The organism is Aeromonas salmonicida, from assembly GCF_028355655.1.
Classification (GTDB): Bacteria; Pseudomonadota; Gammaproteobacteria; order Enterobacterales; family Aeromonadaceae; genus Aeromonas; species Aeromonas salmonicida.
On record NZ_CP110645.1, the window covers coordinates 663,000 to 685,890 of the forward strand.

The 22,891-nt window shown below is 59.5% G+C and carries 25 protein-coding genes; 19 read left to right on the top strand and 6 right to left on the bottom strand.

Annotated features, from left to right (window positions below; genetic code table 11):
• Positions 1–10: 10 nt before the first annotated feature.
• Positions 11–310 (bottom strand): hypothetical protein, encoded by a 300-nt coding sequence (locus ONZ54_RS03230; RefSeq protein WP_005313598.1) that lies wholly within the window; start codon positions 308–310, stop codon positions 11–13.
• 50 nt (positions 311–360) lie between these two features.
• Entirely contained in the window at positions 361–735 is a 375-nt protein-coding gene (locus ONZ54_RS03235; RefSeq protein WP_005313595.1) for a YacL family protein, read from the bottom strand.
• A 208-nt stretch (positions 736–943) separates the two neighbouring features.
• Here ONZ54_RS03235 and ONZ54_RS03240 point away from each other — a divergent pair, with 208 nt between their 5' ends.
• The 7 genes from ONZ54_RS03240 (at position 944) to ONZ54_RS03270 (ending at position 8,358) form a co-directional block, all read left to right on the top strand.
• Entirely contained in the window at positions 944–2,059 is a 1,116-nt protein-coding gene (locus ONZ54_RS03240; protein WP_265455240.1) for a sugar diacid recognition domain-containing protein, read from the top strand.
• A gap of 119 nt (positions 2,060–2,178) precedes the next feature.
• Positions 2,179–3,441, top strand: a complete 1,263-nt coding sequence (locus ONZ54_RS03245) for a GntP family permease (protein WP_058394921.1) — start codon at positions 2,179–2,181, stop codon at positions 3,439–3,441.
• Between the two features lie 9 nt (positions 3,442–3,450).
• Entirely contained in the window at positions 3,451–4,584 is a 1,134-nt protein-coding gene (locus ONZ54_RS03250) for a glycerate kinase (protein WP_005313582.1), read from the top strand.
• A 212-nt stretch (positions 4,585–4,796) separates the two neighbouring features.
• The gene (locus ONZ54_RS03255; RefSeq protein WP_271787463.1) at positions 4,797–5,360 is read left to right on the top strand and encodes an NnrU family protein; all 564 of its coding nucleotides are present in this window, start codon (positions 4,797–4,799) and stop codon (positions 5,358–5,360) included.
• Positions 5,361–5,427: 67 nt separating this feature from the next.
• Entirely contained in the window at positions 5,428–5,961 is a 534-nt protein-coding gene (locus ONZ54_RS03260) for a glutathione peroxidase (protein WP_058394924.1), read from the top strand.
• Between the two features lie 82 nt (positions 5,962–6,043).
• Entirely contained in the window at positions 6,044–6,979 is a 936-nt protein-coding gene (locus ONZ54_RS03265; RefSeq protein ID WP_271788242.1) for a LysR family transcriptional regulator, read from the top strand.
• A gap of 182 nt (positions 6,980–7,161) precedes the next feature.
• Positions 7,162–8,358 carry a NupC/NupG family nucleoside CNT transporter gene (locus tag ONZ54_RS03270; RefSeq protein WP_059111745.1) on the top strand — a complete coding sequence of 399 codons (1,197 nt, stop codon included), beginning with the start codon at positions 7,162–7,164 and terminating at the stop codon, positions 8,356–8,358.
• Between the two features lie 320 nt (positions 8,359–8,678).
• On the opposite strand, the gene ONZ54_RS03275 is transcribed toward ONZ54_RS03270, so the two are convergent.
• Both ONZ54_RS03275 and arfB read right to left on the bottom strand, forming a co-directional pair.
• Complete coding sequence (locus ONZ54_RS03275) at positions 8,679–9,173, bottom strand: methylated-DNA--[protein]-cysteine S-methyltransferase (RefSeq protein WP_059168758.1); 495 nt, start codon at positions 9,171–9,173, stop codon at positions 8,679–8,681.
• 43 nt (positions 9,174–9,216) lie between these two features.
• Entirely contained in the window at positions 9,217–9,633 is a 417-nt protein-coding gene (arfB, locus tag ONZ54_RS03280; protein ID WP_005313563.1) for an alternative ribosome rescue aminoacyl-tRNA hydrolase ArfB, read from the bottom strand.
• 201 nt (positions 9,634–9,834) lie between these two features.
• Between arfB and glnK the strand changes: the two genes are divergently transcribed.
• The 5 genes from glnK (at position 9,835) to ONZ54_RS03305 (ending at position 15,199) form a co-directional block, all read left to right on the top strand.
• Positions 9,835–10,173: a P-II family nitrogen regulator gene (glnK, locus tag ONZ54_RS03285; RefSeq protein WP_005313561.1), complete on the top strand. Its 339-nt coding sequence runs from the start codon at positions 9,835–9,837 to the stop codon at positions 10,171–10,173.
• A 251-nt stretch (positions 10,174–10,424) separates the two neighbouring features.
• The gene (locus ONZ54_RS03290; RefSeq protein WP_005313559.1) at positions 10,425–11,432 is read left to right on the top strand and encodes a Fe(3+) ABC transporter substrate-binding protein; all 1,008 of its coding nucleotides are present in this window, start codon (positions 10,425–10,427) and stop codon (positions 11,430–11,432) included.
• A 39-nt stretch (positions 11,433–11,471) separates the two neighbouring features.
• Positions 11,472–13,097: an ABC transporter permease gene (locus ONZ54_RS03295; RefSeq protein ID WP_271787464.1), complete on the top strand. Its 1,626-nt coding sequence runs from the start codon at positions 11,472–11,474 to the stop codon at positions 13,095–13,097.
• A 73-nt stretch (positions 13,098–13,170) separates the two neighbouring features.
• Entirely contained in the window at positions 13,171–14,205 is a 1,035-nt protein-coding gene (locus tag ONZ54_RS03300) for an ABC transporter ATP-binding protein (protein ID WP_270686761.1), read from the top strand.
• 88 nt (positions 14,206–14,293) lie between these two features.
• Positions 14,294–15,199, top strand: a complete 906-nt coding sequence (locus tag ONZ54_RS03305) for a Dyp-type peroxidase (protein ID WP_265467211.1) — start codon at positions 14,294–14,296, stop codon at positions 15,197–15,199.
• 82 nt (positions 15,200–15,281) lie between these two features.
• Here ONZ54_RS03305 and argR read toward each other — a convergent pair whose 3' ends face one another.
• Positions 15,282–15,752 (bottom strand): transcriptional regulator ArgR, encoded by a 471-nt coding sequence (gene argR, locus ONZ54_RS03310; protein ID WP_005308670.1) that lies wholly within the window; start codon positions 15,750–15,752, stop codon positions 15,282–15,284.
• A gap of 201 nt (positions 15,753–15,953) precedes the next feature.
• On the opposite strand from argR, the gene ONZ54_RS03315 reads away from it, so the two are divergent.
• From ONZ54_RS03315 to ONZ54_RS03340, 6 genes are all read left to right on the top strand, one after another.
• Positions 15,954–16,694: an ATP-binding cassette domain-containing protein gene (locus tag ONZ54_RS03315; protein ID WP_271787465.1), complete on the top strand. Its 741-nt coding sequence runs from the start codon at positions 15,954–15,956 to the stop codon at positions 16,692–16,694.
• A 25-nt stretch (positions 16,695–16,719) separates the two neighbouring features.
• Entirely contained in the window at positions 16,720–17,457 is a 738-nt protein-coding gene (locus tag ONZ54_RS03320) for a transporter substrate-binding domain-containing protein (RefSeq protein WP_005313547.1), read from the top strand.
• A gap of 3 nt (positions 17,458–17,460) precedes the next feature.
• The gene (artQ, locus tag ONZ54_RS03325) at positions 17,461–18,111 is read left to right on the top strand and encodes an arginine ABC transporter permease ArtQ (RefSeq protein ID WP_017411605.1); all 651 of its coding nucleotides are present in this window, start codon (positions 17,461–17,463) and stop codon (positions 18,109–18,111) included.
• A 2-nt stretch (positions 18,112–18,113) separates the two neighbouring features.
• The gene (gene artM / locus ONZ54_RS03330; protein WP_005313537.1) at positions 18,114–18,776 is read left to right on the top strand and encodes an arginine ABC transporter permease ArtM; all 663 of its coding nucleotides are present in this window, start codon (positions 18,114–18,116) and stop codon (positions 18,774–18,776) included.
• A gap of 221 nt (positions 18,777–18,997) precedes the next feature.
• The gene (gene mdh, locus ONZ54_RS03335; RefSeq protein WP_017411604.1) at positions 18,998–19,933 is read left to right on the top strand and encodes a malate dehydrogenase; all 936 of its coding nucleotides are present in this window, start codon (positions 18,998–19,000) and stop codon (positions 19,931–19,933) included.
• A gap of 469 nt (positions 19,934–20,402) precedes the next feature.
• A complete protein-coding gene (locus ONZ54_RS03340) occupies positions 20,403–20,993 on the top strand; it encodes a tetratricopeptide repeat protein (protein WP_005313532.1) in 591 nt (196 codons plus the stop codon).
• Positions 20,994–21,089: 96 nt separating this feature from the next.
• On the opposite strand, the gene hmpA is transcribed toward ONZ54_RS03340, so the two are convergent.
• Entirely contained in the window at positions 21,090–22,283 is a 1,194-nt protein-coding gene (gene hmpA / locus ONZ54_RS03345) for an NO-inducible flavohemoprotein (RefSeq protein ID WP_271787466.1), read from the bottom strand.
• A 111-nt stretch (positions 22,284–22,394) separates the two neighbouring features.
• Here hmpA and ONZ54_RS03350 point away from each other — a divergent pair, with 111 nt between their 5' ends.
• Complete coding sequence (locus ONZ54_RS03350) at positions 22,395–22,868, top strand: Rrf2 family transcriptional regulator (RefSeq protein WP_034523613.1); 474 nt, start codon at positions 22,395–22,397, stop codon at positions 22,866–22,868.
• The last annotated feature ends 23 nt before the right edge of the window (positions 22,869–22,891 follow it).

Consider the following 22,891-nt stretch of genomic DNA (forward strand, 5'->3'; position numbering starts at 1 on the left):
CAGGTGCCTTTTAGCGACCAGACTCTGCGATGACACGGGCTATGATGTCGGCGCGCTTGGTGGCTTCCAGCTCGCCCAGGGCGATGAGGCCGGCCTTGAAGATGACGTTCTTCGGCAGGCTGACATCGTCCAGGGTGGTGATGGCTTCGACGTGCAGACCGTTCAGACGGCTGGCATCGCGGGGGCTCAGGTTGACCTGAGTGTTCATCACCTGCTTGCCTTTCTTCTTGGCAGGCACGGCTTGTTTGGTCTGGTCCTGCTCGTCTTCCGGCTGTTCTGGTTGTTCGCCGTCAAAATCGTAAATAGACATAGTCAATCCTGTTGGGTTGCAAGGGGCATGCTCGCCCTAAATGTGGGTATTCAGCCCATATCCTCATTGCGGATAAAGGCGCGCCAGGAGCCTAGCACCTGGGCAAAGTCTTCCAGCCCGCACATGGCCAGCTGCTCATCATCGTAGTAGGCGAGATCGTCGAGATCCTCATCCTGTTCGATATTGAGGACGTTGGCTTTCACCTCGGCTTCCTCATGGGTGAGCAGCAGTGAATAGTCACCGCCGTGCAGCTGGTACTCTGTGCGGGTGCGATTGGACAGCTGGTCGATGATGGAGAAGAGCTCATCGAGCTTCTCCTCATCCTTGCCAACTTCATCGATCAACCACTGACCGATGGCCTCATGACCCATGGAGAACCGGGCGCGATAGCCACCGAACGGGTCGCGGCGAAATTCATAGTCCATAGCGGAGTCCATATCGGAAGGATGAGGCCACCACAAAGCGGACTGGCATAGCGTCAGATCCATGATCCATGGTGGGTCACACATAGCGTAAAGTGGCCTATTCTAGCGATCCCTCCCGCGCTTGTCTTGATGATGTGGGATCTTTGCACGTCGGCCCGTGTGATTGTGGGCCACCAGGCGTCATGCCAGCTTGTTGTCCGGAGATGTTATGCAGCTAAACGATACCCTGGCCCGTCAGATAGTGAGCAGGGCGATGAAGATACTGTCGTTCTCGGTCAACGTGATGGATGAACACGGTTTGATCATTGCCTCCGGCAACCCCGAGCGCCTCCATCAGCGCCACGAGGGTGCCGTGCTGGCGCTGACCGAGAACCGGGTGGTGGAGATAAGCGAGGCGACCGCCCAGCAGCTCAAGGGGGTGCGCCCTGGCATCAACCTGCCCATCGCCTATCAGGGGGAATTGCTCGGGGTCATCGGTATCTCGGGCGATCCGGACATAGTGCGTGCTTACGCCGAGCTGGTGCGTATGACGGCCGAGCTCATTCTGGAGCAGGCGGCGCTCACCGAGCAGTTGCAGTGGGACAAGCGCCACAAGGAGGAGCTGGTACTGCAGCTCATTCGCGGCGAGGGGCGGGTCGATCAACTGCAACAGGCGGCCCGTTTCCTCGAGCTGGATCTGGCCCAGCCTCGGGTGGTGGCGGTACTGGCGCTGGAGGAGGCGGATCCCGCCCGCCTGCGGGAGCTGGTGCATCTGCTGGAAAATCCGGAGCGGGACAATCTGGTGGCCATCAACGGCCTCGACGAGATAGTGGTGCTCAAACCGGCCCAGCTGAGCGGCGGCGTCTGGCAATCGGAGCAGGAGCGCAGCCGCATCAAGCAGTTGCTGGCCCGCATTCCCCACTTCAAGGTACGGATCGGGGTGGGTGATTACTTCGGCGGCATAGATGGTCTGGCGCGCTCCTACCAGACAGCGCGGGATACTCTGCGCCGGGGCATGCGGCAGGCTCCGCGCAAGCAGGTCTACTTCTTCGAGGATTACCGGTTGCCGGTACTGCTCGGCAGTCTGGCGGACTCCTGGCAGGCGGATCAGCTGCGGGCGCCCCTGCTCAGGCTGGCGCAGGAGGACACAAAGGGAACGCTGCAAAAGACGCTGCGCCAATATTTCTTGCAGGATTGTGATCTGCATCCCTGTGCCGAGGCGCTCTTCATCCACCCTAATACACTGCGCTATCGGCTGACCCGGATCGAGCAGATAACCGGTTTGAATTTCAACAAGTTAGACGACAAGTTCCTGCTCTACCTAGGGCTCAATCTCGACAGCTAATTTGTTGTAATGAACAAAAAAGCTCTCTTTAAAGAGACCTTATTTGGCTTTTCAGCCAACGCATTCCGATCCCGGATCACCATAATGGCCACCACTCACTCCCATTCAAGGTGCCCGTCATGATCCCTGTATCCGCGCTCGGCGCTCTCGCCGCGCTCTCCATCGCCATCTTCCTCATTCTGAAGAAGGTGCCGCCCGCCTACGGCATGATAGTCGGCGCCCTGGCCGGTGGCCTGATCGGCGGGGCCGATCTGACCCAGACCGTCGCCCTGATGATAGGTGGCGCCCAGGGGATCACCACGGCCGTGATGCGGATCCTGGCGGCCGGTGTGCTGGCGGGCGTGCTGATCGAATCGGGCGCCGCCACCACCATCGCCGAGACCATAGTCAAGAAGCTCGGCGAGACCCGCGCCCTGCTGGCGCTGGCGCTGGCCACCCTGATCCTGACTGCGGTCGGCGTCTTTGTGGACGTGGCCGTCATCACGGTTGCCCCCATAGCGCTGGCCATAGCGCGCCGTGCCGACCTCTCCAAGGCGGCCATTCTGCTGGCCATGATAGGCGGCGGCAAGGCGGGCAACGTCATGTCCCCCAACCCGAACGCCATCGCTGCGTCCGATGCCTTCCATCTCCCCCTCACCTCCGTCATGGCGGCCGGCATCATACCTGGCCTGTTCGGGCTGGTGATGGCCTACTGGCTGGCCAAGCGTCTGAACAACAAGGGCAGCAAGGTCGCCGCCGACGAGGTGGTGAGCTTCAGTGGCAGCAAGCTGCCCGGCTTTGGCGCCGCCATCAGTGCGCCCCTGGTTGCCATACTGCTGCTGGCCCTGCGCCCACTGGCCGGTATAGTGGTGGATCCGCTCATCGCTCTGCCCCTCGGCGGCCTGGTCGGCGCCCTTATGATGGGTAAGTTCAGCAAGGTGAACCAGTTTGCGGTCTCGGGCCTGGCCCGTATGGCGCCGGTGGCCATCATGCTGCTGGGTACCGGTACTCTGGCGGGCATCATCGCCAACTCGGGTCTGAAGGATGTGCTGATCAGCGGCCTGACCGCCTCCGGTCTGCCCTCCTACCTGCTGGCCCCCATCTCGGGCGCTTTGATGTCGCTGGCGACCGCCTCGACCACGGCCGGGACTGTGGTGGCTTCCAACGTGTTCAGCTCCACCCTGATTGAGCTCGGCATCAGCAGTCTGGCAGGGGCCGCCATGATCCATGCCGGTGCTACCGTGTTTGACCACATGCCCCACGGCTCCTTCTTCCATGCCACCGGTGGCAGCGTCCACATGGGCGTGGGGGAGCGCCTCAAGCTTATCCCTTATGAAACAGCCGTCGGTCTGACCATAGCAGCCGTCTCTACCTTGATGTTTGGCGTGTTTGGTCTCGCCTGAGGAACTGATATGAAAATTGTTATCGCACCGGATTCATTCAAGGAGAGCCTGAGCGCCATGGCGGTGGCCGATGCCATCGAGGCGGGTTTCAAGCAGGTGTTGCCAGAGGCCACCTACATCAAGCTGCCCATGGCCGATGGCGGCGAGGGCACAGTACAATCCCTGGTGGATGCCACCGGGGGTCGCATACTGCCGTTTTATGTGACAGCGCCGCTCGGCAACCAAGTGCAGGGCTTCGTCGGCCTGCTGGGGGATGGCGAGCGCGCCGTCATCGAGATGGCGGCGGCCTCCGGCCTGCATCTTGTCCCCCCCGAGCTGCGCAATCCGCTGCACACCTCCAGCTTCGGTACCGGTGAGCTGATCCTGGCGGCCCTCGACATGGGGGTGAAGCACCTGATCCTCGGCATAGGCGGCAGTGCCACCAACGATGGCGGTGCCGGCATGATACAGGCGCTCGGCGGCAAGCTGCTCAAACGCGATGGCACCCCCATAGCGCCGGGCGGCGCCGGGCTGGCGGATCTGGCCACCATAGATCTGAGCGATCTGGATTCCCGTCTGAGCAGAATCACCATAGAGGTGGCCTGTGACGTGGACAATCCGCTGTGCGGCCCGACAGGTGCCTCCGCCGTGTTTGGCCCGCAAAAAGGGGCCAACGCCGACATGGTGGCCCAACTCGATGCCAACCTCTCCCGCTACGCTGACTGCATCGAGCAGGCCCTTGGCAAACAGGTGAGGGAAATCCCGGGGGCGGGCGCCGCCGGTGGCATGGGGGCGGCCTTGGTGGGCCTGCTCGGTGCCGAGCTCAAGCCCGGCATCGAGATCGTCATAGCGGCGTTGAAACTGGCCGAGGCTGTGGCCGATGCGGATCTCGTCATCACGGGGGAGGGGCGTATCGACAGCCAGACAATTTACGGCAAAACGCCAATCGGTGTCGCACGCTGTGCCAAGCAGTTTGGCAAGCCGGTGATAGGTATTTCAGGGTGTCTCACCGACGACTACGGTGTGGTGCATGAGCACGGGCTGGATGCGGTGTTCGCCGTGGTCAACCGCGCCATGTCCCTGCCGGAGGCATTGGCGACAGCCACCACCAACCTGCAGCTCACGGCCCGCAACGTGGCCGCGCTCTATATGCTGCGACGCTGATCCTCTTTTGGCCGGTGCCGGGCACCGGCTTTACCCTGCCCCGTGTCGCGGTGATGACCTGTCTTTGTTGCAGATCTGACCGCAATACCTTGCCGATCTCCCGATCGGCTTTTTTCATTATCTTGCTGTATCTCCATCGCTTTTCTACGGTTTCTATATTTTGGCTGACCACTTTGCGGCATAGTGATCCCCCATAGTACAAGGAGCCACCCATGATCTTGCTGACCCTGGGGGTACTGCTGTTTACCCTTATCCATCTCTATCCCTGCTTCGCTGCGGCCCATCGAACCCGCCTGCGCGACCGGTTGGGGGAGAACCGTTACAAGGGACTCTTCTCGCTGCTGGTGTTCGTCGCTTTCGGCTTGATTCTGGCTGGCTGGCGTTCGTCCAGCCCCATGCCACTCTATTTTCCGCCCGCCTGGGGCCCGGCTCTGGTGATAGGCGTGATGCCAGTCGCGCTCATTCTGTTCTTCTCGGGCCAGGGGCCCAACCACTTGCGGCGCTGGCTAGTTCATCCCCAGCTGCTTGGTACCCTGCTCTGGGCTGGCGCCCATCTTGCGGTCAACAGCGAGGCCCGCTCCCTGGTGTTGTTCGGCGGTATCGGTCTGTGGGCCCTGGTCAGCATCATCTGGATTTCGGTGCGGGACTGGCAGCGTCATCCCCGTCCTGCAGCGAACTGGGTTGGGACTGGTATCAGCGTGGGAGCTGGACTTGCGGTCACGGCTGTCTTGATCTTCTGGGGTCATGGCTGGCTGACCGGCATACCCTTGCGCTAAATGATGGGGATGAACCGGCTGCGCCACCTGTGCGTATGACGCTCATCTGTTCAAAAGGAGTTGCCCGATGAAATGGTTCACTTTGTTATTGCTGCTTGGTGTCGGGACGGCCTCTGCCGCCTGCCCTGATTATTTCAATGTGGAGCAACGGGAGCTCAACAGCACCCAGCGCCACAACCTCTGCCAGCTGACCGAAGGCAAGGTGGTGCTGGTGGTAAACACGGCGTCTTATTGCGGTTATCGCGGCCAGTTTGGGGATCTGGAGACGCTTTATCAGACCTACAAGGACAAGGGGCTGATAGTGCTGGGTTTTCCGTCCAACGACTTCTGGCAGGAGTCGGGGGATGAGGACAAAACTGCCGCTGTTTGCCGCCGTGACTACGGAGTGACCTTCCCCATGTTCAACCGGCTGGCGGTACGCGGTGACGATGCGAGCCCGCTCTACAAGGGGTTGGCCGCGGCCGCGGGCGAGGCGCCGGGCTGGAACTTTCACAAGTACCTGATAGGGCGCGATGGCAAGCTGATAGCAAGCTATGGTGCGAACCAGAATCCGGCCGACGATCCCCTGCAAAAAGAGGTCAAACGGGCGCTTGGGCTTTAGGTCTACCCCGCTGCGGGCTGCTCTGGAATAATGGAGGCCCGCTTTCCTGTCTGGTAACTCTGTGCTGCAACGTCTGCCCCAAATGGTGATCTTCGATGCCCTTGTCCGTGAACAGGGCATCTCGGCGGCCGCACGGCGGCTCGGCGTCTCCAAATCCCACATCAGCAAACAGCTGGCCCAGCTTGAGGCCGAACTCGGTGCCCAGCTGGTGCAGCGCACCACTCGCCGCTTCTCCCTGACCGAACTCGGCCTGGAGTATGCCCGTCACTGCCGCGCTTTGGTGGCGGTGGCGCTGGAGGCGGACTCCATGGTGGCGGAGCGCCGTGGCAAGGTGAGTGGCGTGCTTCATCTTGGGGTGGGCCAGTCGTTTGGCCGGCTGCACGTGATCCCGCGTCTCAAGGCCTTTCAGGATCGCTACCCCGAGCTGGAGCTGGAAGTCTCCCTGTTCGATCACAGAACCAACCTGGTAGATGAGGGGCTGGATCTCTGGATCACCACCTATGAAGATAAGCCCGAAGCGCTGGTGGGGCAGCGGCTGGCGGATATCCACTTCGTGCTGGTGGCCTCGCCTGACTATCTGCTGAGCCACGGCACACCCTTGCACCCAAAAGATCTGGCCCAGCACAACTGCATCACCTACCAGAGCCGGGAGCGGCGCTACCACGAGTGGTCGTTTCGCCAGGGCAAGGAGCGCCAGACGGTGCAGGTGGCCGGCAACTACCGGGTGGATCTGGCGGAGGCGGTGCGCGATGCCGCCCTGGCCGGGCTCGGCATCGCCTATGTCGTCAACTACTTGCTGGACAAGGAGTTGCAGTCCGGTCAGCTGATCCCCCTGCTGCCCCAGTGGCGGCCGAACCAGAAGATGGCGGTGCACGCCGTCTACGCCAGGCGCGAACATCTGGATCCCAAGATCCGTCTGTTCATCGATTTCCTCAAGGAGAGCTTCGGCCCCAATCCCTATTGGGAGCAGCGACTTGCCCCCTGGCTCGGCGGCAAATTGTCCGGTACAGAGGAATAATCGTTTCCATATAAGAACACTGGCTTTCGCATGATACCAAAATTGAACCAAATCAGCGGGTTGGCGCAACCGATATCGTGCAAACGTTTTTGCTAACAGGGCTGTAACCAGGCGGGCTTGCAGTAGTGGGGCGGGGGGAGCAGAATCCGCGCCCATCTTTTGCCTCACCTGATGGAGTCCCTATGATTGCCCTGCTCGGCATACTGAGTATCCTGGCCCTGGCCGTACTCTGCTCTGATAATCGTCGTCGTATCCCGTTGAGAACAGTGGGTCTCGCGCTCTGCCTGCAAGTCCTCTTTGCCGGTCTGGTGCTCTGGCTGCCTGCCGGTCAGCACGTGCTGAATGGGGTCAGCGAGAGCGTCAGCAGCGTGATCGGTTACGGCCAGGAGGGGATCGCCTTCCTGTTCGGGGATCTGGCCAAGTTCAAGCTGGGCTTCATCTTTGCGTTCAACGTGCTGCCGGTCATCATCTTCTTCTCTGCGGTGATCGCCATCCTCTATCACATAGGCCTGATGCCGCGGGTCATCGCCCTGCTGGGCGGCGGTCTGCAGAAGCTGCTGGGTACCGGCCGTGCCGAGAGCCTCTCCGCCACCGCCAACATCTTCGTCGGCATGGTGGAAGCGCCGCTGGTGGTCAAGCCCTACCTCTCCAAGATGTCCGACTCCCAGTTCTTCGCCGTGATGAGCTGCGGTCTCGCCTCCGTGGCTGGCGGCACCCTGGTGGGCTACGCCAGTATCGGGGTTGAGCTCAAGTACCTGATAGCGGCTGCCTTCATGTCGGCGCCTGCCGGGCTGGCCATGGCAAAGATCCTGGTGCCGCCTGCGGCCGAAGACGTTGACCACTGTCAGGATGTGGAGATCCCCCGTGCGACCAATGTGATCGAAGCGGCGGCCGATGGCGCCATGGCTGGCCTCAACATAGCGGTCGCGGTCGGCGCGACTCTGCTGGCCTTCGTCGGGGTGATCGCCATGCTCAACGGCCTGCTGGGCTGGGCCGGTGATCTGGTGGGACTGGAGCTGAGCTTCCAGATCATACTGGGCTGGCTGTTCGCCCCCGTCTCCTGGCTGATCGGCGTGCCCTGGGATCAGGCCCAGGCGGCTGGCGCCCTGATCGGGACCAAGATAGTCATCAACGAATTCGTCGCTTTCATCGCCCTAGTGCAGGATCAGACCCTGAACGAATCGAGCAAGGCCATCGTCACCTTCGCCCTGTGCGGTTTCGCCAACATCTCCTCCATGGCGATCCTCATCGGTGGCCTGGGCGCCATGGTGCCGGAGCGCAAATCCTTCATCGCCCGTTACGGCATGCGCGCCATACTGGCGGGTGTGCTGGCGAACCTGATGAGCGCCTCGCTGGCGGGGCTGTTCCTCGCCCTCTGATTGACCTTGAAGCTGGCACCTTCCGGTCAGAGCCCGCTTCGGCGGGCTTTTTTGTGGCTGTTTTTCAGACAAAAAAAGCGCCTCAGAGGAGGCGCGGGGAAAAAGACAGATTGGAAGCGTCACATGGGTGCCACTTGAATGAGGGATGAGCCATGCCATCCAAGTGTGAAGCCATGATGCCTGACCCTGTCTGAAGCCCTTCTGAGGCGATTCTTCATACTATGTTCATTTTTATAAACGCAAAACGGCTCCACTCGAACAAGCCGGATCTCTGTTGTGCCAATGGCTGAAGTGAGTGTTTTACAGGGATGGCGCCACTATCAAGGGGTCAACTCGAACGAACTGGCGTTCTGTTGTTCCAGCGCCAGCAACCAGCGCTTGATGGGGATGCCGCCGGCATAACCAGTCAGCTCGCCGCTGCGCCCTATCACCCTGTGACAGGGCACTATGATGCTGAGAGGATTGCGGCCATTGGCGGCCCCCACGGCTCGCACCGCCTTGTGGTTGCCGATGGACTGGGCTATTTCGAGATAGCTGACGGTCTTGCCATAGGGAATGTCGCACAGAGCGCGCCACACCGACTGCTGGAAGGGGGTTCCCTTGGCGGCGAGCGGCAGATCGAAGCGTTGCAGACGGCCGGCGAAATAGGCGGCGAACTGCTCGACGTAAGGGGCCAGAGCCAGATCATCCTGACGCCACTGCTGGGTTGGCATTATGGGGCGCTCGCCCTGCATGAACTCCACGTGGCGCAGGCCATCCCGATCGATGGCGATGAGCAGGGGGCCGTGGGCGCTGTCGCAAAAACTGTATCTCATCTTCTCTCATCCTTGGCGTGGGCAAGTCGTAAGGCTGGCAGTATCACTCCAGCACGGGTTTGCCGCGGGCCGACTTGATGTCGCCCTTGCGCTTCTTGGCGTCGATCCGCTTGCGCTGGGAGCTGCGGGTCGGCTTGGTGGCATGACGGGCCTTGGGGCGCCAGGCGGCTTTCTTGAGCAGCTCCACCAGACGGCTCATGGCCTCTTTTCGGTTCATGTCCTGGCTGCGATGGGTCTCGACGCGGATCTGGATAAAACCATCGTGTACCCGGCTGTCGCTCAACTTGTCGAGCCCCTCTTTGTAGAGCGGGGGTAGACTGGGAGAGCTGCGGTAATCAAAGCGCAACCAGACGGCGGAGTCAGTCTTGTTGACGTGCTGGCCGCCGGCCCCCTGGGCCCGCATGGCCTGAAACTGCAGCTCATGCCAGGGGAGGGTGACGCTGTTGGAGATGACTAGCATACTGCTGTGCTCTTGTTTGGTGCATAGGGAGAGGCTGGTTCAGCTTGGTGCCTCATTATGGGGCGAGATGGGCTCCCTTGGTGATGCCGGGGGGGATTCATCCAGGGCATAAATGCTATCTTTTTGAAATTAAACAATAAAAAGACTTGGCACAAGAATTGATACCCAATTCACCACATACCATGGATTGGGAGCAACCAGATGAAGCTGATTACTGCGATTATCAAACCCTTCAAGTTGGACGATGTGCGTGAAGCCGTCGCCAGCCTGGGAGTCGAAGGACTGACAGTGTCCGAGGTCAAGGGGTTTGGCCGCCAGAAAGGGCACACCGAATTATACCGGGGAGCCGAGTACCAGGTCGACTTCTTACCCAAAGTGAAGCTGGAAATTGCGACGGCCGATGACAACGTCGAAGGGGTCATAGAGGCGATCTGCAAGGCGGCGTACACCGGCAAGATCGGCGATGGCAAGATTTTTGTCTACGATTTGTTGCAGGCGGTGCGCATTCGTACCGGTGAAAGCGATGACGAGGCGCTCTGATCGCTCGGGTGCCCTGGCGGCTTGAGCATGGGTAACCCTGTTTCGGATTGCCAGACCGGACGGGTTGCCGATAGGTAGTCGTTGATTGACTCCATGGTGGGGCTGGATAGGATTCTATCCGGCCCTTTTGTTTGAACGGTGTTTAAATATGTGATCCCGCACTCGATGTTTTCTTGATCCGGTTGGCGAGGCCAATGCAAAATACAAACAGCAATGGTTATCACTCGATATAGCAACTCAAGGAATGGATGATGAAAATGAAGATGCTGGCACTGGCTTTTTCTACCCTGGCTGCTCAGGGTGCGTTGGCGGCAGGAGAGGTGAATGTCTACTCCAACCGTCAGGATGAACTGATCAAGCCCATCATCCAGCAGTTCGAGAAGGAATCGGGCATCAAGGTCAACGTGGTGTTCGCCAAAGAGGGGCTGAACGAGCGTCTGGAGCGGGAAGGCAAGCTCTCTCCGGCCGACCTGATGCTGACCGTGGACATCAGCCGTCTGACCGATCTGGTGGACAAGGGGCTGGTGCAGCCGGTGGACAGCAAGATACTGCAGGAGAATATCCCTTCCATCTATCGTGATCCGGAGAATCGCTGGTTTGCCCTGACCACCCGCGTGCGTGCCATCTATTCGAGCAAGGAACGCCTCGGCAAACTCGACACCATCCGCTACGAAGATCTGGTCAAGCCTGAATTCAAAGGGAAAATTTGTACCCGTAGCGGCAAGCATGAGTACAATGTGGCGCTGGTTTCCTCCATGATCGCCCATCACGGCATGGCGGATGCAAAAACCTGGCTGGAAGGGGTCAAGGCCAACCTGGCGCGCAAGCCGCAAGGCAACGACAGGGATCAGGTCAAGGCGATCAAGGATGGCATCTGCGATCTGTCCCTCGGCAACAGCTACTACCTGGGCGCCATGTTGAAAGATCCGGCTCAGAAGTCCTGGGCTGATGCGGTCTACATCAACTTCCCGAACCAGGCTGACCGTGGCGCCCACGTCAACGTGAGCGGCGTGGCCATGACCAAGCATGCCAAGAACAAGGAAGCCGCCCAGAAGCTGATGGAGTTCCTGGCTGGCGATACTGCCCAGCACATGTATGCGGACGTGAATGCCGAGTACCCGGTCAAGGTCGGGGTCGAGCCTTCCGCCATGGTCAAGTCCTGGGGCAGTTTCAAGTCTGATCCCATGCCGGTCAGCGAGTACGCCAAGCACCGCAAGGATGCCTTGCAGTTGCTGGATGAAGTAAAATTCGACTTGTAATCAGATGGGGCCAAGGGCCCCATCCACTTCTGTGGTCTCATGAAAAATTGTGGATGGATTGTCAGCAGCTGGGCCACCGCCCTGCTGCTGGGTTTGCCGGTACTCGCCCTGATCTTCTCAGCCTTCTCGGCAGACGGAGACCTGTTTCGCCACCTCGCCGATACTGTGCTGTTCGATTATCTGGCCAATACGCTGGGACTGGTGGCGGGCGTAGTGCTGCTCAGCCTGTTGTTCGGCGTACCTACCGCCTGGCTGGTAGCCATGTGTCAGGTACCGGGGCGCCGTGCCCTGCAGTGGGCGCTGATGCTGCCCATGGCCATGCCCTCCTACATCGTTGCCTACGTCTACACCGACCTTCTTGACTACTCGGGGCCGCTGCAGGCGGGGCTGCGCACCCTGTTTGAGTGGAGCAGACCGGCGGATTACTGGTTCCCGGCCATTCGATCCCTGGGGGGCGCCGCCTGGGTATTGGCGCTGGTGCTCTTTCCCTACGTCTATCTGCTGGCCCGCGCCTCGTTCTTGGAGCAGTCGGTCAGCCTCATTCACTCCAGCCGTCTGCTCGGTTGCAACCCTTGGCAGAGCTTTCGCCGCCTCAGTCTGCCGTTGGCACGCCCCGCCATCATGGTGGCGGTTTCCCTGGTGGCGATGGAGACCCTGGCCGACTTTGCCACTGTCCACTTCTTCGCCATCAACACCCTGACCACGGCGGTTTATGATACCTGGCTCGGCTACGGCAGTCTGGCCACCGCTGCCAAGCTCTCCTGCATGATGCTGCTGGCCGTGGTACTGCTCATCGCGCTGGAGCGCCGCTCCCGTCAGCGTCAGCAGGTGTTTCAGAAATCCATGGGTCATGAGCAGCCGCTGCGTTATCCACTCAAGGGAGTCAGCCGTTGGCTGGCCGGACTCTGGTGCTGGGGACTGGTGCTGGCGGGTTTCGGCCTGCCATTTGTCATCCTGCTCGATTACGGCGTGCGCTATTTCGAACTCTCCTGGACGCCGGAGTTTCTCCGCTTCGCCGGCAACAGTCTGCTCATCTCGGCGCTGACAGCCCTGTTGGCCATGGCCATCGCCCTGCTGCTCGGTTTCTTCCGCCGCCTTGATGGTGGCGTCAAGAGCCTGCTGCCCCTGCGTATCGCCGCCATGGGATACGCCATGCCGGGTACCGTGCTCGCCATCGGCGTGCTGGTGCCGCTGACAGCCCTCGATTTTGGTATCAATGATCTGGCCGAGTGGCTTGGGGGGCAGGGGCCTGGCTTGCTGCTGACCGGTACCCTCACTGCCATCGTATTCGGCTATCTGGTGCGCTTCGTGGCCATTGCCATCGGTTCGGTGGAGAGCAGCATGGGCAAGATCTCCCCCAGCCTTGATATGGCGGCCCGTTCCCTGGGACAGGGAGATGGCGGTATGCTGCGGCGGGTTCATCTGCCGCTGGTGCGACGGGGGCTGTTTGCCGGTGCCATGCTGGTATTCATCGAATCCATGAAGGAGCTGCCCGCCGCCCTGCTGCTGCGGCCGTTCAACTTCGATACCCTGGCGACCCACGTCTATCAATTTGTCTCGGACGAGATGCTGGAGCGCGGCGCTCTGGGGGCCATCGTTATCGTGCTGGTAGGGCTGTTGCCGCTCATCTGGGTCAACCGCAGCCTGGATAGCCAGGGGCACTGAGTCTGCAAATCACTCCCTGAATTGTTGTCCGGCGCAGGTCGGCCTGAATCAAAAGAATATGAGGAAGTCAGCCGTGTCTTGCTTGCAGGTTGAGAACGTCAGTTGCCGTTATAACGGTCGCAATGTGCTGGAACAGCTGTCTCTGTCGGTGGCCGACAACGAGATTGTCTGTCTGCTGGGGGCCAGTGGCTGCGGTAAAACCACGCTGCTCAAGGCCATTGCAGGCCTGTTGCCGCTGGCCGAAGGGGAGATCCGCCTCGGTGCTACCCTGCTGGATGGGCCGGGTGTCAGCGTGCCACCCGAGGCGCGCAACATTGGCATGATCTTCCAGGATTACGCCCTCTTCCCCCATCTGACGGTGGCCGACAATGTCGGTTTCGGGCTGACTCGCCTTGACCACTCCGCCCGTCAGCAGCAGGTGGAGGAGGCGCTGACGCTGGTCAAGCTGCAGGGGCTGGGAGATCGCTATCCCCATCAACTCTCTGGCGGGCAGCAGCAAAGGGTTGCCATCGCTCGCGCTCTGGTGTGCAAGCCGAAGTTGATGCTGCTGGATGAGCCCTTCTCGAACATAGATACCCAGGTGCGGATGAAGCTGATCCTCGAGATCCGCACCCTGCTCAAGCAGCAGGGGATCGGCGCCATCTTCGTCAGCCACAGCAAGGAGGAGGCGTTTGCCTTCGCCGACCGGCTGGCTCTGTTTCGGGCTGGTCATATCGAGCAGGTAGGACAGCCGGAGCAGCTTTATCGCCGCCCGCAGAACCGCTTCGTTGCCGAGTTTTTGGGCGGGGTGAACTATCTGGCCGCCGAGGTGGTGGACAGTCACTGTGTGCAGACGGCGCTCGGGGTTATCTGTGGCAGCGAGCCTCATGGTCGCAACCTGGGCGAGCTGCTGCAACTGATGCTCAGACCCCAGCAACTGTTGCTGGAGGCCGTCGTGGACGGCGAACTGACTGTGCTGGAGCAGCAGTTTCTCGGTCATCACTGTCGGGTGTTGTTCGAGTGTGGCGGTCAGCGACTGGAGGCGAGCATAGGTGAGCCACTCGGCGGGGATCGCGCTCGGGTCAAGGTCGCTCCCCATGGGTTGGTGTTGTTTGAACCAGTGCAGTGAACAACTTGATATCGTTATGAAATCAATGAATTGAATTCACTCTGGTTTATAATCGCGCCACGCTAATGCCTATACAGGGGAGAGACAAATGAAAGCCCAAGCCGGGATCTGCGCAGAGCCGAATCTGCACGCCCTCTATCTGATGTTCAATCGCACAGGAGAGGCGACCGCACTGGTTGCCCGTCTGGCCAGCTTGCCTGCCCTGTGGGAAGCGGTTGCCGCCGATTTCCCCGATGCCGGTTTCACTGGCCTGGTCGCCGTCGGCGCCGATGCCTGGGATGACCTCTACCCTGTGGCCCGTCCGCCCCAGTTTCGCGGCTTTATGACGCAATCAGCCAACGGTCAGCAGGCGCCAAATACGCCGTTCGACCTCTTCGTGCAATTGCGTGCCGATCGGGTCGATGTTTTGCATCACGCCGGTCAAAGGGTGATGGCGCTGCTGGCCGGATTGGTTGCGCTGGTGGAAGAGGTGCGTGGTTTCCGCAATCTGGATTGCCGGGACCTGACCGGCTTCGTCGACGGCACCGAGAACCCGCAAGATGAACACCGCGCCGAAGTGGCCTTGCTTGAGGGTGGCGAGTTTGCCGGTGGCTCCTATGTCCATGTGCAGCGCTGGGTACATGCCATGAGCGACTGGGAGAAGCTCGCCCTGAAGGAGCAGGAAGATATCATTGGCCGCACCAAGCGAGACAACATCGAATACGAGTCGGCCGACAAGCCGCTGACCTCCCATATCAAGCGGGTCAACCTCAAGACGTCTAAGGGCGAATCCATGGAGATACTGCGTCAGAGCATGCCCTGGGGAACCATGACGGAGCAGGGACTCTATTTCATCTCCTGCTGCCGCACGCCGTTGCACTTCAATGCCATGATGGCCAGCATGTACAAGGGGGAGGGCGGCCATTTTGATCACCTGCTGCGCTTCACCACGGCAGTGACTGGTGCGGCCTTCTTTGCCCCCTCGGAAGATTTTCTGGTGGCAAATGGTCAATAAGTCAGCATTCACCGGTGCGCAGAAAACAAAAATCCCGGCCTTGGCCGGGATTTTGCGTTCTGGCGGTGCGCATTGGCTGACATTAAGGGGTCTGTTCGAACAGCTCGAGGGCGGAGAGATAGAGCTCTTCGATATCGGTGTCGCTGGTCGGAGTGATGAAGATGGTGTCATCACCGGCGATGGTGCCGAGGATCCCTTCTGCCTTGCCGAGTGAGTCGAGCAGGCGGGCGATCAGCTGGGCTGCACCCGGGCTGGTGTGGATCACGACCAGAGCGCCGTTGTGGTCGACGTCGAGTACCAGGTTCTTGAGCGGGCTGGAAGTGGTGGGTACACCCAGTTCCACCGGCAGGCAGTAAACCATCTCCATCTTGGCATTGCGGGTGCGAACGGCGCCGAAGCGGCTCAACATGCGCGATACCTTGGACTGGTTGATGTTTTCGAAGCCCATCTCTTGCAGGGCAGTCACTATCTCTGCCTGGGAGCCAAATCGTTCTTCTTTCAGCAAGGCTTTAAAGGCCTTGGCCAGTTTTTCTTGCTTGTCGTTGTGTTTCATCTTGGACTCACGAATGAGGAGGTGTGGCTGCCTGTCACGCTCAGGCGGCAGATATGAACAGCGTGCCCATTTTGCATTCATGTGCCTATTTTTGCAAGGAAGCGGCGGTTGTTCTGCATATTGATTCAAAATTAGCTTGCATCCCCCCATGTTGGGGCTAAAATCGGGACGAAATTTTGAAAACTTATTCAATTGGGCTGTATGGGTATTGAACTAATCGGTATCGCAAAATCCTGGCACAAGGTGCCGGTGCTGCAAGATGTCAGCTTTCGGACTGAGCCCGGTGAAACCTTGGTGCTGCTGGGCCCGAGCGGTGCTGGCAAGAGCTCGCTGCTACGCATGATGAACTTGCTGGACACGCCGGATGCCGGCGTATTACGCATCGGTGAAAGTGAATTTTCTTTCCCGTCCGGCCTGTCTGCTGCCGAATTCAACCGTCAGGCGCAGGCACTGCGTCGCAAGGTGGGCATGGTGTTCCAGCAGTACAATCTCTGGCCACATCTGACCGTGATGGAGAACCTCATAGAGGCACCCGTCAAGTTGCTCGGCATGAGCAAGGCCGTGGCTATCGAGAAGGGCGCCTACCTGTTGACCCAGTTGCAACTGGCCGACAAGCGTGATGCCTGGCCTGCCCGCCTCTCGGGTGGCCAACAGCAACGGGTGGCCATTGCCCGTACCCTGATGATGGATCCGCAAGTGCTGCTGTTTGACGAGCCGACGGCTGCACTCGATCCCGAGATCACCAAAGAGGTGGCCGAGATCATCCGCAATCTGGGCCAGACAGGTATTACCCAGGTGGTGGTGACCCACGAGGTGGAGTTTGCCCGCAAGGTGGCCAGTCAGGTGATTTATCTGGAAAAGGGGCGGATCATCGAGTCCGGTACCGCCGCCATTTTCCAATCCCCGCAAACCAGCCGGTTTGCCGAATTCTTGATGCATTGATATTCAAATCGATAAGGAAGCTGTCATGAAAAAGAGTCTGTTGCTGGTTGCTGCCATGGGTTTGCTGAGTACCTCAGTGCTGGCCAAAGAGATCAAGTTCGCCACGGAGGCGACTTATGCACCGTTCGAATACCTGGACGACAAAAACGAGTTTCAGGGCTTTGACATCGACCTGGCCCGTGCCATCTGTACCCAGGTCAAGCTGGAGTGCAGCTTCCACAACCAGGCCTTCGACAGCCTGATCCCCAGCCTCAAGTTCCGTCGTTATGACGCTGCCATCGCCGCCATGGATGTGACCCCGGAGCGGGCAGCCCAGGTCGACTTCTCCGACATCTATTACGAGAACTCAGCCGTGTTCGTGGCCAAGAAAGGGACCTTCAAGGGGCCGGAAGACTTGGTCGACAAGACGGTCGGCGTGCAGAATGGTTCCTCCCATCAGTCCTATCTGGTGGATAACTGGATCAGCAAAGGCTTGCTGACAGTGCCCTATGCCAGCTACCAGAGTGCCTTCCTCGACATGATGAATGGCCGTACCGATGGTGTGTTTGCCGATACTGCCGTCGCTGCCGACTGGCTCAAGCAGCACAAGGAGTACGTCGTGATCGGTGCGCCTGTGACCGATGCCAAGTACTTCGGTACCGGCTTTGGCATCGCAGTGGCCAAGGGCAACCTGGAGCTGCTTACCCAGCTGAACAAGGGGCTGGCCGAGATCAAGGCCAACGGCACCTATCAGAAAATCTTCGACAAATACTTCGCGCAGTAAGCCATGTTGAGCCTGTTGTTGGATGCAGCCTGGATGACCCTCGGGCTGGCCTTGGCATCACTGGTCGGTGGCATGGTATTGGCGCTGGGATTGAGCGCCGCCGAGCTGAGTAAACAGCCTTGGTTGGTGTGGCCTGTGGCTACACTGACCACCTTGATCCGTGGCTTGCCCGAGCTGTTGGTGGTGCTGTTCATCTACTTCGGCTCGACCCAGGTGCTGTTTCTCATCACCGGCGAGTATGTGGAGTTCAGCCCGTTCGCCTGTGGCGTGCTCGCACTCTCTCTGCTGTTTGCCAGCTATGCCACCCAGACTCTGCGGGCGGCGCTCAATGCGGTGCCCGCCGGACAGCGGTTGGCGGCACTGGCGCTCGGTCTTGGCAAGGGGCACATCTTCTTTCGCATCGTGTTGCCCCAAGCCTGGCGTCATGCCCTGCCGGGCCTCGGCAATCAGTGGCTGGTGTTGCTCAAGGATACGGCGCTGGTCTCCCTCATAGGGGTGAACGAGATGATGCGTCAGGCCCAGATGGCCTCGGCCAGCACCTATGAACCCTTTACCTGGTATGCCGCCGCGGCCCTCATCTATCTTGCCATCAGCCTGGTGAGTGAATTCGGCCTTAAGCAGGCTGCCCGCTATACCCGCCGCTACGGAGGTTGACCATGCAGGACTATTTCATGACTCTGCTTGGTGGTCTGGCGATCACCTTGCAATTAACTGCTCTCAGTCTGCTGCTCGGCGTACTGATGGCGGCTGCCATGACATGGGTGCTGGAGCAGCGCATTCCGGTGGCGACCCAGCTGGTACAGCTGTGGGTACTGATCTTCACCGGCACGCCGCTGCTGATCCAGATCTTCCTCATCTACTACGGGCCGGGACAGTTTGAGTGGCTCAAATCCGGGCCGCTCTGGCCTCTGCTCAAGCAGCCCTGGTTCTGCGCCGTGCTGGCCCTTGGTTTCAACACCGCGGCCTATTCAACCCGCTTGTTCAAGGGGGCGCTCGATGCCATTCCGTCCGGTGAGGTGGAGGCGTGCCGCGCGCTCGGCTTTTCGGCTGGACAGACCCTGTGGATGAAGGTGCGCCATGCTGCGCGGCGACTGGTGCCCGCCTATTCCAACGAGGTGATCCTGGTGCTCAAGGGGAGTTCGCTCGCCAGCACCATCACCATCATGGATGTGATGGGCCTGGCCCAGCGCCTCAACGCCCAGACCTATGACACCCTGGCTGTGTTTACTGTGGCCGGTGCGCTTTACCTGACCATGAACGGATTGTTAACAATTGGGTTTCGCTGGTGTGAACGGCGAGCCTTGGCATTCCAGGCCTGAACTCGGTAGATCTACCTCTTTGTGGTAGGTATAAATGCGGGAAATCTGTGCTTCTCCTCTGATTTTTTGCATTTCCCCCCATTTTTATGCGCCGCCTGTTTAATGGCTCACAGAACCCGTGATTGCAACTGTTATCAGATTGTTTTTTATGGGGGGATCCATTAAGGTTGGGCCCACAACAAGAAACAACCTTAAACCTACGCTTAAACATGGAGTTGATCATGAAAGTTGCCGTTCTGGGTGCCGCCGGTGGCATCGGCCAAGCCCTCGCTCTGCTGTTGAAAAACCGCCTTCCTGCTGGTTCCGAACTGAGCCTGTATGACATAGCCCCGGTCACTCCGGGTGTGGCGGTCGATCTGAGCCATATCCCGACTGACGTGAAAGTAAAAGGTTTCTGCGGTGAAGATCCGAGCCCGGCTCTGGTCGGCGCCGATGTGGTGCTGATCTCCGCCGGTGTGGCGCGCAAGCCCGGCATGGATCGTTCCGATCTGTTCAATATCAACGCCGGTATCGTCAAGAATCTGGTCGAAAAATGTGCCGCCTCCTGCCCGAAAGCGCTGATCGGCATCATCACCAACCCGGTCAACACCACGGTCGCCATCGCGGCTGAAGTGCTGAAAAAAGCCGGTGTCTACGACAAGCGTCGCCTGTTTGGCGTCACCACCCTGGATGTGATCCGCGCCGAGACCTTCGTGGCCGACGCCAAGGGTCTGAATGTCGACAAGGTGCGTGTCAACGTGATCGGTGGCCACAGTGGCGTGACCATACTGCCGCTGCTGTCCCAGATCGAAGGGGCTTCCTTCTCTGCAGAAGAAGTGGCAGCCATGACCAAGCGTATCCAGAACGCCGGCACCGAAGTGGTGGAAGCCAAGGCCGGTGGCGGTTCTGCCACCCTTTCCATGGGTCAGGCTGCCTGCCGTTTTGGCCTGTCGCTCATCAAGGGTCTGCAGGGCGAAGCCAACGTCATCGAGTGTGCTTATGTGGAAGGGGATGGCAAGCATGCTACCTTCTTCGCACAGCCCATCTTGCTGGGCAAGAATGGCGTCGAAACCGTACTGGACTACGGCAAGCTGAGTGCCTTCGAGCAAGAGGCGATGGAGGGCATGCTGGCCACTCTGAAAGCCGATATCCAGCTGGGTGTCGAGTTCGTCAAGTAAGCCGCATGGCTGACAACAAGGGGAGCTTCGGCTCCCCTTTGTCATTGCTGCAGGGGGCTGACGGTGACGGGCTAAGGGGATGGGCCTGGCTGCCGATAACAGAGAGCAGCAGGAGAACCTTATGATGAAACCCCTTACCCTTTTTGGCCTTGCTTGTTTGCTGACGACCCAGGCACAGGGCGCGGAGCCACAGGTATCCGCCGCCGCACCTACGGCAAGCAGTGCAGTTTCCGTGGCAGAGTCAGCGATCGCATCCCCGCCTGCGGCTTCCGCTGCCGAGCCGGTGGCGGTATCTCAGCCTGCGGTTTCCGCCGCCGGACCGGTCGCGTCATATCAGCCTGAGGTGTCTGCAGCCGGGCCAGCAGCACCACTGCCAGTCGCTCCTTCAATGGCGCAGCCAGCTGCGACTGCCTCATCAGCTGCGTCTGCCACAGCGTCGGATGGCGGACTTTCTCCAACCAGTCAACCCATGACCAGCACGCCGACGAGCGGTGTAGATGACAGCGGCAACCTGCAGGCTGTGCCCCTCTATCGTCAGGACGAGCTGCTCAACTGGATTGAACAGGGGCGTCATTTACAGCAGGTAAAACAGGACAGATGCCAGCTCACCCAGGATATCGAGGTGCGGGCCGAGGTAATGAAGGTGCCTGCCTATCAGTTCCTGTGGGGAGACATGCTGGCTTGGGGAGTGTGCATCAAGCCCAATGCGGAGCTCGGGGTCAAATTCATGTGGGAGGCAGCCAATCAGGGGTTGGCACCTGCGCTGGAACAGCTTGGCCGTTATTACTGGAAGGGCACCCTGGTGCAAAAAGATCTGCTCAAGGCCGAAACCCTGATGCGTGAAGCAGCCAGTCTGGGGTTTCAACGGGCACAGGTCGAGTGGGTCGAGATGTTGCTGCAGGGGCTGGGCAGCCCGCTGGATTATGAAGAGGCGTATCACTGGCTGCACAGCACTGTCATTGGTGACAAGGCCTTGCATCAGAAGGCGACCAGCCTGCTGAATCGACTGGGCAACCGCATGCCTGCCAACGCCATTGCCCGTGCCAAGGCGATGCGTTAAATAAAAATGACCCACAGGTTTTCACCTGTGGGTCCGGATCCGGCCGCCGTGCCATGACAGGCCGGGTCCTCAATGCTTTATATGGTGCAACCCCGATTAAAGATCCTGGTGGGGGCCAAAAACTTCGTAGTGCAACTGTTCGGTCGGGATACCCGCCGCGCTGAGTTGTGTCTTGATACCCTGCATGAAGCCGAGCGGGCCGCAGAAGTAGTAGTGGGCCTGCGGTACCAGCAACCCGGATACCTGACTCAAGTCCATGGTGCCGCTGAAGTCATAGTCCTTCCCTTGCTGATCCTGATCACTTGGCTCCCGATACCAGACCCGGCTCTGCAGCTTCTGATGCTGTTGGCGTTTGCGCTGGATATCCTCCTTGAAGGCATGCAGCGAACCCCGTTCACAAGCGTGCAGCCAGCAGACATCGGCATCATGGCCCGTGCTCAGCATTTGGTTGAGCATGCTCAGCATGGGGGTGAGGCCCACGCCGGCGGAGAGCAGCACCACTGGGGTGCTGGCGCTGGCTTGCAGGAAGAAATCACCGGTTGGCGGCATCAGATCCACCTTGTCACCGACTTGCAGATGGTCATGCAGCAGGTTGGAAACCTGACCCTGCGGCTCGCGCTTGACGCTGATACGGTAATCGCGACCATTGGGTGCATCGGAGAGGGAGTACTGACGGATCTCCTGATATTCCAGTTCCGGGTGGTTGAGCTGGATGCTGAGGTACTGGCCCGGCTTGAAATGCAGCACGGGTTTGCCATCGATCGGCGCCAGCATGAAGGAAGTGATGAGCTCGCTCTCGACCCGCTTCTCTTTGATGATGAAGGGGCGGGGGCCTTGCCAGCCACCGATCTCGCTCGCCTTCTCCTGATAGATCTCGCTCTCCCGGCCGATGAAAATACTGGCTAGTACGCCATAAGCCTTGCCCCAGGCATCCAGCACTTCGTCGGTGACTGCACTTCCGCCCAATTCTTTGAGCGTGGCCAAGAGATGACTACCTACAATGTGATATTGTTCCGGCTGGATCATGAAGCCCGTGTGTTTGTGGGCGATACGTTCTACTGCACCTGCCAGGGCCCCCAGGTTGTCGATGTTCTTGGCATAAGCCGCCACTGCGTTGAACAGGGCCAGCGGTTGGCCGCCGCTGCGCTGGTGAGCCAGGTTGAAAATATCCTTCAGCTCGGGGTTGTGACTGAACATGCGCTGATAGAAGTGCTGGGTGAGTGCAGGGCCCGCCGATTCGAGCAAAGGTATGGTGCTTTTGATGACGGTGATGGTGGCTTGATCTAACATAAGGGGTCCTTTTTAATTAAACATTTAAAATGTCACTTAATAAGCTGCATCCTAGATGTTTATTTGATCTGGATCAATAATCAATTTTCCGCGTGATGCGACACAGGCCCTATGAGACTAACTAGCTATACCGATTTTGGATTGAGAGCCCTGCTCTATCTGGCGACCTTGCCACAGGGGGAATTGTCGAGCGTGGCCAAGGTTTCCGCCTTGTATGACGTCTCTCGCAACCACATGGTGAAGGTGGTGAATCAGCTGGTGAAGCTGGGTTATCTGCAGTCACAGCGGGGCAAGAATGGCGGGATCCGCATGGCTTGCGCGCCAGAGACAGTCAATATTGGCCAGGTGATCCGTGCGCTGGAGGGCAACCTGGACGGCATCGACTGCAACTCGCCCGTTTGCCATATCGTCTCTGTCTGTCTGCTGAAAAGTGCCCTGAAGGAGGCGATGAACGCCTTCCTGGCGGTGATGGACAGCTACACGCTGCAAGACCTGCTGGCCAATCGCGACGAGCTGCAGAAGGTGTTCGGTGAACTGATCCCGACCCTGGTGCTGGAACCAGAGCCCGACGACGAGAATGAGTGAGATAAAAAAGGCTGCCATCGGCA

What these genes read in the sequence shown, in the direction of transcription:
- ONZ54_RS03230 (WP_005313598.1), bottom strand. Translation starts at nt 310, where the DNA reads ATGTCTATTTACGATTTTGACGGCGAACAACCAGAACAGCCGGAAGAC.
- ONZ54_RS03235 (WP_005313595.1), bottom strand. Translation starts at nt 735, where the DNA reads ATGGACTATGAATTTCGCCGCGACCCGTTCGGTGGCTATCGCGCCCGG.
- ONZ54_RS03240 (WP_265455240.1), top strand. Translation starts at nt 944, where the DNA reads ATGCAGCTAAACGATACCCTGGCCCGTCAGATAGTGAGCAGGGCGATG.
- ONZ54_RS03245 (WP_058394921.1), top strand. Translation starts at nt 2,179, where the DNA reads ATGATCCCTGTATCCGCGCTCGGCGCTCTCGCCGCGCTCTCCATCGCC.
- ONZ54_RS03250 (WP_005313582.1), top strand. Translation starts at nt 3,451, where the DNA reads ATGAAAATTGTTATCGCACCGGATTCATTCAAGGAGAGCCTGAGCGCC.
- ONZ54_RS03255 (WP_271787463.1), top strand. Translation starts at nt 4,797, where the DNA reads ATGATCTTGCTGACCCTGGGGGTACTGCTGTTTACCCTTATCCATCTC.
- ONZ54_RS03260 (WP_058394924.1), top strand. Translation starts at nt 5,428, where the DNA reads ATGAAATGGTTCACTTTGTTATTGCTGCTTGGTGTCGGGACGGCCTCT.
- ONZ54_RS03265 (WP_271788242.1), top strand. Translation starts at nt 6,044, where the DNA reads ATGGTGATCTTCGATGCCCTTGTCCGTGAACAGGGCATCTCGGCGGCC.
- ONZ54_RS03270 (WP_059111745.1), top strand. Translation starts at nt 7,162, where the DNA reads ATGATTGCCCTGCTCGGCATACTGAGTATCCTGGCCCTGGCCGTACTC.
- ONZ54_RS03275 (WP_059168758.1), bottom strand. Translation starts at nt 9,173, where the DNA reads ATGAGATACAGTTTTTGCGACAGCGCCCACGGCCCCCTGCTCATCGCC.
- arfB (WP_005313563.1), bottom strand. Translation starts at nt 9,633, where the DNA reads ATGCTAGTCATCTCCAACAGCGTCACCCTCCCCTGGCATGAGCTGCAG.
- glnK (WP_005313561.1), top strand. Translation starts at nt 9,835, where the DNA reads ATGAAGCTGATTACTGCGATTATCAAACCCTTCAAGTTGGACGATGTG.
- ONZ54_RS03290 (WP_005313559.1), top strand. Translation starts at nt 10,425, where the DNA reads ATGAAAATGAAGATGCTGGCACTGGCTTTTTCTACCCTGGCTGCTCAG.
- ONZ54_RS03295 (WP_271787464.1), top strand. Translation starts at nt 11,472, where the DNA reads ATGAAAAATTGTGGATGGATTGTCAGCAGCTGGGCCACCGCCCTGCTG.
- ONZ54_RS03305 (WP_265467211.1), top strand. Translation starts at nt 14,294, where the DNA reads ATGAAAGCCCAAGCCGGGATCTGCGCAGAGCCGAATCTGCACGCCCTC.
- argR (WP_005308670.1), bottom strand. Translation starts at nt 15,752, where the DNA reads ATGAAACACAACGACAAGCAAGAAAAACTGGCCAAGGCCTTTAAAGCC.
- ONZ54_RS03315 (WP_271787465.1), top strand. Translation starts at nt 15,954, where the DNA reads ATGGGTATTGAACTAATCGGTATCGCAAAATCCTGGCACAAGGTGCCG.
- ONZ54_RS03320 (WP_005313547.1), top strand. Translation starts at nt 16,720, where the DNA reads ATGAAAAAGAGTCTGTTGCTGGTTGCTGCCATGGGTTTGCTGAGTACC.
- artQ (WP_017411605.1), top strand. Translation starts at nt 17,461, where the DNA reads ATGTTGAGCCTGTTGTTGGATGCAGCCTGGATGACCCTCGGGCTGGCC.
- artM (WP_005313537.1), top strand. Translation starts at nt 18,114, where the DNA reads ATGCAGGACTATTTCATGACTCTGCTTGGTGGTCTGGCGATCACCTTG.
- mdh (WP_017411604.1), top strand. Translation starts at nt 18,998, where the DNA reads ATGAAAGTTGCCGTTCTGGGTGCCGCCGGTGGCATCGGCCAAGCCCTC.
- ONZ54_RS03340 (WP_005313532.1), top strand. Translation starts at nt 20,403, where the DNA reads ATGACCAGCACGCCGACGAGCGGTGTAGATGACAGCGGCAACCTGCAG.
- hmpA (WP_271787466.1), bottom strand. Translation starts at nt 22,283, where the DNA reads ATGTTAGATCAAGCCACCATCACCGTCATCAAAAGCACCATACCTTTG.
- ONZ54_RS03350 (WP_034523613.1), top strand. Translation starts at nt 22,395, where the DNA reads ATGAGACTAACTAGCTATACCGATTTTGGATTGAGAGCCCTGCTCTAT.